This is a genomic window from Halobacillus litoralis, from assembly GCF_009856415.1.
GTDB classification, from domain to species: domain Bacteria; phylum Bacillota; class Bacilli; order Bacillales; family Halobacillaceae; genus Halobacillus; species Halobacillus litoralis_C.
On record NZ_WMEZ01000001.1, the window covers coordinates 309,648 to 321,762 of the forward strand.

The window sequence follows — 12,115 nt, forward strand, 5'->3', positions numbered from 1 at the left end:
AATGTAAAAGTATAGGAAGCCCTATGTAATGCTGATGAAGAAAGAGGGGATGTGAATGTCTGTTTTATTTCTGATCGCAGGTATCCTGGGGTTGATTGTTTACGTTTATCTCACTAGAAAAAGCTTCTTTTCTGATGAGCGCAATGTGAAATTGTGGATTATGCTCTTTGTGTTTCTGCCTTTAGTCGTCATGGGATTATGTATCTCCTTATCCTTTTAAAGCTGGGTTTTCTACATAAGGAAAATCCTTTTCGCACAAGCTAAGGAAAACAGGGAGTAGGTGGAAACGATGACGTTGTACCGGCTCGGTTATGTAGCGATGAGTGTGAATTTGCAGAACGCATCCCCATCTCAAACGATGACCTACAAGCGTTTTTCCGAGATTCGTGATGTAGAAGCAGCCAGACGGAAGCTGGAACGGATTGCGAAATCAAACCTTCATAACTGCCTTCGATTATTGAAGCATAATAAAGCCCATGACATCCACTTTTTCAGGTTGAGTTCCAGGCTTGTTCCTCTTGCTACACATGAGGAATTGCAAGGATGGGATTATTTGAATCCAATCAAAGAGGATTTGAGAGAACTGGGAGCGTATGCGATGGAGAACAAGATGAGGCTGGATTTTCACCCTGATCATTTTGTTGTCATCAATTCTCCGGACCAAGGAATTTTCAAGACCTCGATGGGCGTACTCAAGTATCATTATCTACTTCTCCATCATATGGGACTTGATCCGACACATCGATGTGTATTCCATCTTGGTGGCAGATATAAAGACAAAGAAAAGTCGCTGGAGCGGTTCATCGAAAATTGGGCGCTGGTCCCCTCGGGTATTCAAAAGACCGTCATGATTGAAAACGATGATACGTCCTACACGTTAGCGGATGGTCTGTACGTCTGTGAAAAATTGAACATTCCTCTCGTCTTCGATCTTCACCATCATTATGCGAATCATGAAGGAGAGAAGTGGGAGGAACAATGGCCGCGAGTTGTGGATACATGGAGTCATTCTCCTCTTCCTGTGAAAATGCATATCTCGAGTCCCAAAAGCGAAAAAGATTTTAAAAGTCATGCGGATTTTATTGATCTTGAGATGTTCCTTGAATTTGTGAAGAAAACAAATGGTTCAACAGATCAAATCGACTGCATGATTGAAGCGAAACAAAAAGACGAAGCCTTGTTCCGTCTTGTAGAAGAACTGAAGCAGCACCCGAGCATAGATATGCAGGATGATAGTTCGTTCATTTGGAAAGGGTAGGAGTCAGCGGGAGGAATTTCTCATTTATGAAAATCGTCCTGCTTCGCACGTTCAAGGCCTCTTTTGATCAATTTTTTTAGACGACGTTTGATCCTCAGAAAAGGAATGAGCCTGTCTTCTTTCATCAGTTCATAAGTCAGGTGGGCAAATTCCTGTCTTTCTTCAGTCGTAAGTACAATGACTTCTGCAGGCTCTTTCTTAGGAAAAGGAATCAAATCTCCCATACGCATCGCCTCCTTCTTAAACGTTTATGCAGAAGGATACATAAAATGCTCCCACGAAAATATAAAACGGCATAGCTGCTCATCCAAATATCCAAATTCAGAAGATGATTCTGATGAATGGTGCAGGTCCAAAAAAGCTCAGAGTCCACAACTCTGAGCTTAAACGTTTATGTAGAAGGAAAAGAACATCTTGGTGAACCAGATTCAGAGTGTTATATTGATATGGAAATGAATGGTTTGATTCACGTGGAAGTATGACTGAAAGCTCAACAAGGAGAGGAAGGTGGGTATGTCTGATTTCACATTGACCATAGAAATCCGCAAACCTTCTTATGCACAGAATAAGACAGTAAGGGATTCCATTTCCCGTTCTTTATGGAATTCCGTGCGCAAACAAGTTCTTAAGGAAAACGATTTTCAATGCCAAATCTGTGGTTTTCATGATGAAGAGAAGCTTCATGCGCATGAAGTGTGGGAATATGACGAAGATAAGTTTCTCTTGATTTTAAAAAAGATCCAGCCTTTGTGCAGGTCCTGTCACGATTTAAAGCATCTGCACCATGTTGGACATCGAATGAAAGATAGAAAGTTCAGCGATTTTGTCATGCGGAGACTAAAGGAACATTTTATGAAAGTCAATGAATGTTCAGAGAATGATTTTACAAGACATTATCGGAATCAGTTAGCGAAGAGTCATGCGGAACCTGTTCAAAGATCAATGGAAGACTTGCTAGAATTAAGAAGGCTGAGGGAAAGGGAAGCGTTTCTTAAGGAACAGGAATGGAAATTCGTCATTGGAAAAGATGTTCCATTAGCAAACGAGATGGAGGCAGATCTCGATAAAAAAGGGATACTCTATGAGAGAGATCTTCAATAGCCCGGAAATGAATTTATACACGATAAAGAACGATACAATAATAAGCAAAAAAAACGTGCGTGATGGATTCACGCACGTTTTTTGATGTTTCTCCGGCTCATCCTTTCCAAGCCGGAAGCATATGACTGAGCGGTTTGTCTTTCCTGTAACCGAGGACATATTCCGCCTGCATAATCGTGTGAATCTCACGCGTTCCTTCGTAGATCACAGGAGCTTTGGAATTTCGCAAATAACGCTCGACCGGATATTCATTTGAATAACCGTACGCCCCGTGGATCTGCACAGCATCATCCGCCGCCTGGTTGGCAAAATCACACGCCTGCCATTTAGCGAGGGAGGTTTCCCTCGTGTTCCTCACTCCTTTGTTCTTCAATGCACCTGCCCGGTAAACGAGGAGGCGGCTCATGTGCAAGCCGGCTTCCATTTTCGCAATCATCTGTTGGACAAGCTGGTGCTTTCCGATCTCTTTGCCAAATGTTTCTCTTTCATGACAGTACTCTACGCTCGCTTCGAGGCAAGCCATGATCTGCCCGCACGCTCCTGCAGCCACCGTGAACCGTCCGCTATCCAGGGCGGACATCGCAATCTTGAAGCCATCCCCTTCGGCTCCAAGTAAGTTTTCCTTCGGTACTTTCATCCCGTCAAAAAACAATTCGCCCGTGTTGCCTGCGCGGATGCCCAGCTTTCCTTTCGTCGCTTTCGATGAGAAGCCTTCATAGGTTCTTTCTACAATAAAACAGGAGATGCCGTGATGTTTCTTGCTTTTATCTGTATAAGCGAACACTAAGAAATGATCCGCCACGTCACAGAGGGATATCCATGTTTTCTGCCCGTTCAATACATAATGGTTTCCATCGAGCGTCGCAGTCGTCTGCAGTGCCGCGACGTCTGAACCTGCCGCGGGTTCCGTCAAACCGAAAGCTCCGATTTTTTCTCCTTTTGCCTGCGGGATTAAGTACTTTTGCTTCTGTGATTCTGTCGCCCACTGGAGGAGTGTCATGCTGTTCAGGCCGGTGTGGACGGAGACGGCTGTACGGAAGGCCGTGTCTCCACGTTCGAGTTCTTCACAAACAATCGCAAGGGAATTGTAATCCATCCCGCTCCCCCCATAAGATTCAGGGATACAGACCCCCATCAACCCAAGCTCCGCAAGCTTTTTCAATGTCTGCTGATCGAAGTGGCCTTTTGCATCCCATTCTCCGATGTTAGGCATGATTTCATGGTCGACGAAGCTTCGGACCGCTTTTCTTAACATCACTTGCTCATCACTGAAATCGAAATTCATTTCGTTCACTCCTTACACCTTGTGATCCTTCTGCCATTGATGGATCGTTTTTTTGTCATAACCCAGTCTTGTAAGAATCTCTTCTGTATGTTCACCCGCCTCCGGGGGATGCTGCTTGTAATCCACCGGCGTGCGGGATAGTTTCAGTGGACTGCCGATCATCTCCACATTACCTGCTTTCGGATGCTCAAGGTTGAGGAACATGTCGCGGGCTTTCAAATGGTCATCGTTATACACGTCTTCGAGCGATTGGATCGGGCCGAAGGGGATGTGCTTTTCCCGACACTGCGTTTTCCAATAAGCCGTATTCTCCTTCAAAAACCGTTCCTGTAAAATCCGTGCAAGCGTCTCTCTGTTTTCCACCCTTTTTGAATTCGTAGAAAAAAGAGGGTCCTCAGCAAGCAAAGGTTGTCCCAGAATCCCACATAGTTGAGCGAATTGACGGTCATTCCCGACAGCAATAACCATTTCGCCGTCTCTGGAACGGAAGGTTTGGTAGGGCACGATGTTGGCATGATGATTTCCGAGCCGCTGCGGTAATTTGCCGGTCATTAAAAAATTGCTCCCGATGTTGATGAGGGAACTGACGGCAGAATCATATAAGGATAGATCGATTTTCTGACCTTCTCCGGATCGTTCCCGTTCTAACAGCGCCGTTTGGATTCCGATACAGGCATACAGGCCGGTGAGAATATCCGTAATGGCCACTCCCAGCTTCTGCGGACCGGACTGGTCGTCACCAGTAATGCTCATCAGTCCGCTCATCGCCTGGATGATGAAGTCATATCCGGGCAGGTGTTTGTAGGGGCCTGTCTCTCCAAAACCCGTAATCGAGCAGAACACGATGCGGGGGTTGAGTTCTTTCAAATGGGCATAGCCGATTCCAAGTCGGTCCATCGTTCCCGTCTTGAAGTTGTTGATGATGACATCACTTTCATTGACGAGTTTTTCCAACACTTCTTTTCCTTCACGAGATTTTAGATCCAGCGTCAAACTCTTCTTATTACGGTTGGCACATAAATAATAGGCACTCACCCCTTCTTTGAAGGGAGGTCCCCACGTACGGGTTTCGTCACTTCCTCCGGGAGCTTCGACTTTGATGATTTCAGCACCGAGATCTCCAAGGATCATCGAACAATAAGGGCCGGCGAGAACCCGGGTCAAATCGAGGACGCGGATGCCTTCCAATGCGGCGGTCACCACTCATCACACCCTTTCACATTAGAAAAAGCCAGAAGAACCCATACGACGTATGAATCCAACTGGCTTGGGAAACACGGATCAATTCAGATAGGGGAGTTGTCCTTGACGGGCTATATCACACTATATGCACCTCGTTGGAAAAGATGACGTGAAAACTTTGGTTCATAGAATCATTTTTCAATTAATAGGATAGAGCGATGGGACAACCAGAATGTTTGAAGGGGGTCTTTCCATGATCCAAAGCTCGAAGCAGGTGCGTAGCCTGCCACCTTATTTGTTTTCGATATTTCATAAAAAGAAAGTCGCGTTGACCGCTCAGGGGGTCGATGTCATCGATCTTGGTATCGGCGCTCCGGATTTACCGACACCACCATTTATCATCGACCGTTTGGCAGAAGAAGTACGTAAACCGAAGAACCACAAATATTCCCCGTATGGCGGCTGCCGGGAGTTCAGGGAAGCCGTTGCGGATTTCTATAGATCTCACTATGACGTGGAATTGGATGCAGAAACAGAAGTGCTGACCCTGATCGGATCAAAAGAGGGTATCTCTCATATGATCAGTGCCGTCCTTGACCCGGGAGACGGGGTTTTAGCACCGGACCCGGGCTATCCGGTCTACCAATCAGCGATCCACCTTGCCCATGGAAGCACAATCCGTTTTCCGCTCGATGAAGAAAACAGCTATGCACCTCTATTTGATCAAATCTCACCAAGAGATATTTCCAGATCGAAAATGATGCTGCTCAACTATCCGAACAACCCGACTGGTGGAACGGTCGAATTGGATACATTCGAGGAAGCGGTCCGTTTTGCGAAAGAACATAAACTCTCCCTCATCCATGATGCCGCCTACGATCTCGTAACGTTCGGAGACTATAAAGCTCCAAGTCTCTTACAGGTGCCGGGAGCGAAAGAAACAGCCGTCGAATTCGGATCGCTGTCGAAAACGTTCAACATGTCCGGCTGGCGGCTTGGTTATGTCGTTGGCAATAAGGACCTGATCCGCTCCCTCAGTGTGTACAAGAGCAATATGGATACGAGTCAGTTTCTGCCGATCCAATTGGCTGGGGTTACGGCATTACAGAGTGATTTTTCCTCAGTCCGAGCGAATAACCGAACGTACGAGCAGCGGCTCGATCTTATGATGAATGCTTTCAATGGAATGAATATCTACGCTGAAAAACCGAAGGGGACTTTCTTCATCTGGGCTCGTGTTCCCGAAGGCTATACGTCTCAAGGATTCTCTGAAAAGATGCTCGATGAAGCAGGCATCATCCTCACCCCTGGGACAGCCTTCGGTCAGAAAGGGGAGGGGTATTTCCGAATGAGCCTGTCGGTTCCGATCGAGCGGCTGCATGAAGCTTCAATCCGTATGAAAAAAGCGATGAAAGGAGGCTGACGTCCATGGACGAACGTCTGATGACGAGCGCGGAAGCCATCGTCACCTGTCTTCAGAGACAAGGCATTTCCAAAGTATTTTGTGTCCCAGGGGAGAGCTATCTTCCTGTGATGGATGCCATTTTGAAAGAGCCGGACATCGAGCTCATCTCGGCCAGACACGAAGGCGGGGCCGCATTTATGGCGGAAGGGTACGCGAAAGCGAGTGGAACCCCAGGCGTTGTGATGGCGACGAGAGGCGTCGGTGCGAGCAACCTTGCGATTGGTGTTCATACGGCGTACCAGGACTCCACACCCATGGTCGTCCTCCTCGGTCAGGTGCACACGAATTTCAGTGGACGTGAAGGCTTCCAAGAAGTCGATCTTGAAGCTTTCTTCCGACCCATCGCTAAATGGGTGGCTGAAATCCGCGAACCACCCCGGACTCCGGAACTCATCCAACGGGCGCTCAGGATCGCTATGTCGGGAAGACCTGGACCTGTCGTTCTCTCTTTGCCTGAAGATGTTTTGAAAAAAGATGCGCTCATGTCATTCGGCCCTGTTACAAAAAGGCCGGCACCAAAGCCTTCGGATCAAGAAATCATCGAGGTGGTCGACCGCCTCCGTCTGGCTGAACGTCCGCTGATTTTAGCGGGTGGGGGAGTGAAGCTTGCGGGTGCAGAAATGGCTTTGAAGCGGCTCGCTTATAAATGGGGCGCTCCGATTGTGAGTGCATTCCGACGTCATGATGTTTTTCCGAACGATGATATCCACTATTGCGGTCATCTCGGGCTCGGCACCCATCCGAACATTCTGGAGACGATCGCTCAAGCAGATACGGTCCTAGCTATTGGGACAAGACTCTCTGAAGTGACGACACAGGACTATTCGCTTTTAAAAGGGCAGAGTTTGATCCACTGTGACATCGATGACAGCGTCCTCGGCAAGGTCTACCCTCCGGATGTTGGCATTGTAGCGGATGCCAGTGAAATGCTGGAAGCTTTAGCTGATGCCGCCTACGGACGGGATTTGACGGCATGGACAAGCGCGAGGCGTAAGGCTTATGAGGCCACGCTCGTTACAGCAGGGCGCAAAACGCTGAACGGGGAAGTGATTTCGCTTCTTCAGGAAAACCTGCCGGAAGACAGCATCCTGACGAATGATGCTGGTAACTTTGCCGGTTGGCTGCACACGTATTTTCAGTTTAAGAAACACCGATATATAGGACCAACATCAGGCGCGATGGGGTACGGCATGCCGGCAGCCCTGGGCGCGAAACTTGCCAATCCTGATAAAAAAGTCGTCTCTCTATCTGGGGATGGTGGCTTCATGATGACGCTGCAGGAGCTGGAGACGGCGGTCCGGTATGACATTGCAGTTATCAGTATCGTGTTCAATAACCGGATGTACGGAACGATCCGCATGCATCAGGAAATCCATTATCCAGGCGAAGTCATCGGTACGGACTTAGGCGATGTCGCCTTTTCAAAAGTGGCGGAAAACCTGGGGGCTGCTGGATTTTATGTGAAAACAGTGGAAGAGTTCAGACATGCCCTGGATCAGGCGCTGGTCTTGGACAAGCCTGTGGTGATTGAAGTAGAGACAGATCCTGAGCAGATCTCACTATCAAAAACGATCAGCCAATTAAGAAAAAAAGGGGGAGAATCAAAGTGACATTGATTCATGAAGAGCAGTTAAAGAATTTCATAGATGGAAAATGGGTGGAGCCTTCTTCTGGTAAGGCGACAGCTGTCATCAATCCAGCAACATCCGAAACGTTGGTGAACGTTCCGTTATCAGCGGCTTCTGATGTAGAGAAAGCGACACGCGCGGCGAAAAAAGCACAGAAAAGCTGGGCGCTCGTACCGGCACCTCAAAGAGCGGAAGTGCTGTACCGGGTCGGCTTAATCATGAAAGAAAGAAAAGAGCGGCTCTCCCAGCTGTTGACGATGGAGAACGGAAAAGTCATTGAAGAAGCGCGGGGAGAAGTCCAGGAAGGCATCGACATGGCCTTCTACATGGCCGGAGAAGGGCGCCGACTATTCGGGCAGACGACACCTTCAGAGTTGAAGGATAAATTCGCGATGAGCGTCCGTGCCCCCGTCGGCGTCGTCGGGATCATCACTCCGTGGAACTTTCCGATTGCGATTGCGACATGGAAGTCCTTCCCGGCCATCGTTACCGGAAACGCGGTCGTTTGGAAACCCGCAACGGAAACTCCGATCATGGCTTACGAACTGGCGAAAATTTTCGAAGAGGCCGGTCTGCCGAAAGGGGTCATCAATGTCGTGTTCGGCTCGGGCTCAACGGTAGGGGAAGCGATGATTGAGCAAGACGACATCCGTGTCATTTCTTTTACAGGATCGAACGAAGTCGGTCGCGGTATCGCGGCGAAATGCGGCCAGCGTCTTAAGAAAGTTTCCCTTGAAATGGGCGGGAAAAACGGCGTAATCGTCATGGATGATGCCGACTTGTCCCTCGCCGTCGAGGGTATTCTCTGGAGTGCCTACGGGACAAGCGGTCAGCGCTGCACCGCCTGCAGTCGCGTAATGGTCCACGAAAAGGTCAAAAATGAACTGGAAGAGCGCCTGCAGAAGGAGATCGCCAAACTCTCCATCGGGAATGGCCTTGATGAATCAATCAAAGTCGGACCGATCATCAATCGTGCGGGCCTTGAAAAAGTGAAAAGCTATATCAGTGTCGGAAAAGAAGAAGGAGCCAAACTTCTGACCGGTGGATATATCATGGAAAACGGGGATCACAAGAAAGGAAACTATTTCGCTCCGACGTTGTTCACGGATGTGAAACCGGACATGCGAATCGCCCAGGAAGAGATTTTCGGGCCGGTTGTTTCCTTAATCCCTGTCAAAAGTTTTGAGGAAGCTGTTGAAATCAACAATGGTGTGGAATTCGGCTTGTCGAGCTCGATTTTCACTCAGAATGTGAACCAAGTATTTGCCGCTCAGCGGGATTTAGATACAGGCATCGTATACGTGAATGCAGGGACGACAGGAGCTGAAATTCATCTGCCATTCGGAGGTACGAAGGGGACCGGAAACGGCCACAGAGATTCTGGCGTGGCTGCCCTAGATGTGTTTACCGAATGGAAAGCGGTGTACGTCGATTTCAGCGGGAAACTCCAGCGTGCCCAAATCGATGTCGAGTAATTTTACAGAGAAAAAGGAGTGCGGACTATGAAAGTAGCTGTTCTAGGGTCTGGATTGATGGGAAAAGAAGCGGCGCGCGATCTTGTCCATAGTTCGGGGGTTGAGAAGGTCGGTCTCGCCGATATCGACCTCGATCGTGCCCAGCGTGTTTCTGATTCATTGAACTCATCAAAAATACAAGGATTCAAAGTGGACGCCGGAAACCAGACCGAACTTGCTGAGTTCATCCAAAATTATGATGTCATCATCAATGCGCTTTTCTACTCTTTCAATGAAATCGTTGCGAAAACAGCGATCGAAGTGGGGGTCCATTCGGTCGACTTGGGCGGACACATCGGTCACATTACCGATAAAGTTCTGGAGCTCGATGAACAGGCGAAAGCTGCCGGAGTCACCGTCATCCCGGATCTCGGTGTCGCTCCTGGCATGATCAACATTCTATCGGGCTACGGCGCAGGAAAGCTTGATAAACTCGAGTCGATCCGCCTGTTCGTGGGCGGCATACCGGTAAGGCCGGATCCACCACTTGAGTACAACCATGTGTTTTCCATGGAAGGATTGCTGGATCATTACTCCGATCCATCGACAATCATCAGAGATGGAAAGCTGCGTGAAGTCGAGTCCTTGACGGAAATCGAGAACATCTATTTTGAACGCTTCGGTCCATTGGAAGCTTTCCATACTTCCGGCGGGACATCGACGCTACTGAAATCGTACCCGAACATCGACAGTCTTGAATACAAGACGATTCGTTATCCCGGCCATGCTGAGAAAATGAAACTCCTCGTCGATCTCAACTTGACGGGCGCGGATCAAGTCGTGAATATCCGGGGAACGGAAATCAAGACGAGGGAAGTGCTGCTGAAGAGCATCGATCCTCTTCTTGAGCTGAAAGATAAAGACGATGCCGTCCTGCTCCGCGTCATCGTAGGCGGTGAGAAAGACGGAGTGAGGAAAGCTTGTGAATATGAAATGGTCACCTATAAAGACAGGGCGACAAACGTAACGGCCATGGCCCGCGCTACAGCCAACACCATCTCTGTCGTCGCTCAATTGATCGGCGGAGGAACGATCACAAAGCGTGGGGTATGTCCACCGGAAACGATCGTCCCTGGTGATGTGTATATCGATGAAATGATGAGGCGAGGGGTTGTGATTAGAGAACAGGCGTAGGTAAGGTTGTGTTTTGATGTGGTGCCAGGCACTGGTTTACATTTTTCGGTGCCTGGCACTGTCATTCGTTTTGGGATGACAGGCACTAAAAACACTTTGTTTGGTGACAGGCACCAAATAAAATGCTCATGGTGCCAGACTTTCTGTGAAGATAATCATATGAGAGGGCCGGGCTGTTGTCCGGTCTTTTTGTGTGTTTTGTGGTACTATATTTTGGTTTAGGTACAGTTTCCTGTTCGTTTAGTACCGGGTACGGAAAATATGTTTTCCGTACCCGGTACCCACAAACAAGTGCACAGTGCCAGGTTTGATGCTCAACATTTCACATATCCTCGAAAATTTTTACATGGAGTTTAGGAACAAAGAGATGAAAACGGTTATCCTAGGTGTTAGCTGGACGATTTGTTAAAGCTTTGTGAAAAAAGCAACAAACGACAGATAATGAGTTTAAAAGAACGTAAGATTAGGTATGTATAATGAAAAACGGGGAGTGCGTATATGCATATAAAAGGGATCGAGCACCTGAAGTTTCATAGTCAACTGAGTTTGAAGCAAGTGGAGGATCGGATCATCATAACGGCAGACTTTCCGAAAGAATTACGGGTAGCACTAGGGATGAGAGAACCATTTTTGTACGTCACCCTTTATGTCAGAGGCGGCGAAAGAATCAAAATCATTGATGAAGACAATGCGACGTTACACATTCCATCCAAAAAGGACTTCGAACAGAAAACCTACAATAAGATCATCCATTTTGCCAAGGAGCATGCGAAGCAATTTCGTTCTTAATGAATGGAAGTACTCAGAATGACATGCTATGGAAATAGGGATTTCTCAACAGTTAAAGCCTAATACAAGAATGAAACCAGTAGTGTTCTCTACCAAAGAAGGGAAAACGTTACTGGTTATTTTATTGATCTTCGAAGCTGAGTCTTCAGCTAAAAGGACAGGATTGTGGAAGGCTCCGTTTCGAGATTCCAAGGATTTGGAACCTTTCCATGAAGGAAAACGTACATGATATAGAATTGAAAATCTTTATTAAATACAGCGCCAAATTAGTAATGTTTCCTTCATAACTGACGGAAGTGTTTACTGGATATCGCCATGGTTTCTTATGATAAGCTTTGGTTATATCTATAACAGATTCTGTTTGTGGCTCTACTATTTAATGGAATTTTACGTATAGTATATTGGGTTCTGGGAGGTGTATTATGCAAAAAGCGATCACCGTTCATTATCAATCCGATAAAAAGAATAACGTAAGTGAGTTAAATCAACTTCTTCAAGAGGGATGGAAAGTTGTTTCTCAGAGTCCAGTTGGATTGGTACCAATGGTTTCTTCACTTGTTATTCTGGAGAAAAATTAGGCAGCATCTTTTTGGAATTCGTTGAAGAAAAGGATACCAATTGTTAAGATTACCGCCTTTTTCAGTGGGCGGTTTTTTTGTATTAAGAAGTTTATAAATGTTCATTCAGGAAAAGCGTTTCATAAACTTAACACTTGTATCAATGATCTGGAATTCAAATCTTAATGTGTTGGGGGCGTTT

The 12,115-nt window shown here is 47.2% G+C and carries 12 protein-coding genes; 9 read left to right on the forward strand and 3 right to left on the reverse strand.

Annotated elements, in window-relative coordinates; all coding sequences use genetic code 11:
• The first annotated feature begins 55 nt into the window (after window positions 1–55).
• Both GLV98_RS01690 and uvsE read left to right on the forward strand, forming a co-directional pair.
• Window positions 56–220 carry a hypothetical protein gene (locus tag GLV98_RS01690; RefSeq protein WP_160911464.1) on the forward strand — a complete coding sequence of 55 codons (165 nt, stop codon included), beginning with the start codon at window positions 56–58 and terminating at the stop codon, window positions 218–220.
• A gap of 69 nt (window positions 221–289) precedes the next feature.
• Window positions 290–1,258, forward strand: coding sequence for a UV DNA damage repair endonuclease UvsE (gene uvsE, locus GLV98_RS01695; protein WP_160911467.1), 969 nt, complete (start codon window positions 290–292; stop codon window positions 1,256–1,258).
• A 20-nt stretch (window positions 1,259–1,278) separates the two neighbouring features.
• Here the strand turns inward: uvsE and GLV98_RS01700 are convergent, their stop codons facing one another.
• Entirely contained in the window at window positions 1,279–1,482 is a 204-nt protein-coding gene (locus GLV98_RS01700) for a hypothetical protein (protein WP_160911469.1), read from the reverse strand.
• Window positions 1,483–1,771: 289 nt separating this feature from the next.
• Here GLV98_RS01700 and GLV98_RS01705 point away from each other — a divergent pair, with 289 nt between their 5' ends.
• The gene (locus tag GLV98_RS01705) at window positions 1,772–2,359 is read left to right on the forward strand and encodes a hypothetical protein (RefSeq protein WP_160911471.1); all 588 of its coding nucleotides are present in this window, start codon (window positions 1,772–1,774) and stop codon (window positions 2,357–2,359) included.
• A 97-nt stretch (window positions 2,360–2,456) separates the two neighbouring features.
• On the opposite strand, the gene GLV98_RS01710 is transcribed toward GLV98_RS01705, so the two are convergent.
• Both GLV98_RS01710 and GLV98_RS01715 read right to left on the reverse strand, forming a co-directional pair.
• Window positions 2,457–3,644 (reverse strand): acyl-CoA dehydrogenase family protein, encoded by a 1,188-nt coding sequence (locus GLV98_RS01710; protein WP_160911473.1) that lies wholly within the window; start codon window positions 3,642–3,644, stop codon window positions 2,457–2,459.
• 12 nt (window positions 3,645–3,656) lie between these two features.
• The gene (locus tag GLV98_RS01715; protein WP_160911475.1) at window positions 3,657–4,844 is read right to left on the reverse strand and encodes a CoA transferase; all 1,188 of its coding nucleotides are present in this window, start codon (window positions 4,842–4,844) and stop codon (window positions 3,657–3,659) included.
• A 235-nt stretch (window positions 4,845–5,079) separates the two neighbouring features.
• On the opposite strand from GLV98_RS01715, the gene GLV98_RS01720 reads away from it, so the two are divergent.
• The 6 genes from GLV98_RS01720 (at window position 5,080) to GLV98_RS01745 (ending at window position 11,934) form a co-directional block, all read left to right on the forward strand.
• Window positions 5,080–6,249, forward strand: a complete 1,170-nt coding sequence (locus GLV98_RS01720) for an aminotransferase class I/II-fold pyridoxal phosphate-dependent enzyme (protein ID WP_160911477.1) — start codon at window positions 5,080–5,082, stop codon at window positions 6,247–6,249.
• A 5-nt stretch (window positions 6,250–6,254) separates the two neighbouring features.
• Window positions 6,255–7,901 carry a thiamine pyrophosphate-dependent enzyme gene (locus tag GLV98_RS01725; RefSeq protein ID WP_160911480.1) on the forward strand — a complete coding sequence of 549 codons (1,647 nt, stop codon included), beginning with the start codon at window positions 6,255–6,257 and terminating at the stop codon, window positions 7,899–7,901.
• Window positions 7,898–9,394, forward strand: coding sequence for an aldehyde dehydrogenase family protein (locus GLV98_RS01730; RefSeq protein WP_160911482.1), 1,497 nt, complete (start codon window positions 7,898–7,900; stop codon window positions 9,392–9,394). The genes GLV98_RS01725 and GLV98_RS01730 overlap by 4 nt, the downstream gene beginning before the upstream one ends.
• A gap of 27 nt (window positions 9,395–9,421) precedes the next feature.
• Window positions 9,422–10,567: a saccharopine dehydrogenase C-terminal domain-containing protein gene (locus GLV98_RS01735; protein WP_160911484.1), complete on the forward strand. Its 1,146-nt coding sequence runs from the start codon at window positions 9,422–9,424 to the stop codon at window positions 10,565–10,567.
• A 498-nt stretch (window positions 10,568–11,065) separates the two neighbouring features.
• Window positions 11,066–11,356, forward strand: coding sequence for a hypothetical protein (locus tag GLV98_RS01740; RefSeq protein WP_160911486.1), 291 nt, complete (start codon window positions 11,066–11,068; stop codon window positions 11,354–11,356).
• A gap of 422 nt (window positions 11,357–11,778) precedes the next feature.
• A complete protein-coding gene (locus tag GLV98_RS01745) occupies window positions 11,779–11,934 on the forward strand; it encodes a hypothetical protein (protein ID WP_160911488.1) in 156 nt (51 codons plus the stop codon).
• Window positions 11,935–12,115 lie beyond the last annotated feature (181 nt).

Bases quoted from the DNA above. Each gene is read 5' to 3' on its own strand.
- GLV98_RS01690 (WP_160911464.1), top strand. From the start codon at position 56: ATGTCTGTTTTATTTCTGATCGCAGGTATCCTGGGGTTGATTGTTTAC.
- uvsE (WP_160911467.1), top strand. From the start codon at position 290: ATGACGTTGTACCGGCTCGGTTATGTAGCGATGAGTGTGAATTTGCAG.
- GLV98_RS01700 (WP_160911469.1), bottom strand. From the start codon at position 1,482: ATGGGAGATTTGATTCCTTTTCCTAAGAAAGAGCCTGCAGAAGTCATT.
- GLV98_RS01705 (WP_160911471.1), top strand. From the start codon at position 1,772: ATGTCTGATTTCACATTGACCATAGAAATCCGCAAACCTTCTTATGCA.
- GLV98_RS01710 (WP_160911473.1), bottom strand. From the start codon at position 3,644: ATGAATTTCGATTTCAGTGATGAGCAAGTGATGTTAAGAAAAGCGGTC.
- GLV98_RS01720 (WP_160911477.1), top strand. From the start codon at position 5,080: ATGATCCAAAGCTCGAAGCAGGTGCGTAGCCTGCCACCTTATTTGTTT.
- GLV98_RS01725 (WP_160911480.1), top strand. From the start codon at position 6,255: ATGGACGAACGTCTGATGACGAGCGCGGAAGCCATCGTCACCTGTCTT.
- GLV98_RS01735 (WP_160911484.1), top strand. From the start codon at position 9,422: ATGAAAGTAGCTGTTCTAGGGTCTGGATTGATGGGAAAAGAAGCGGCG.
- GLV98_RS01740 (WP_160911486.1), top strand. From the start codon at position 11,066: ATGCATATAAAAGGGATCGAGCACCTGAAGTTTCATAGTCAACTGAGT.
- GLV98_RS01745 (WP_160911488.1), top strand. From the start codon at position 11,779: ATGCAAAAAGCGATCACCGTTCATTATCAATCCGATAAAAAGAATAAC.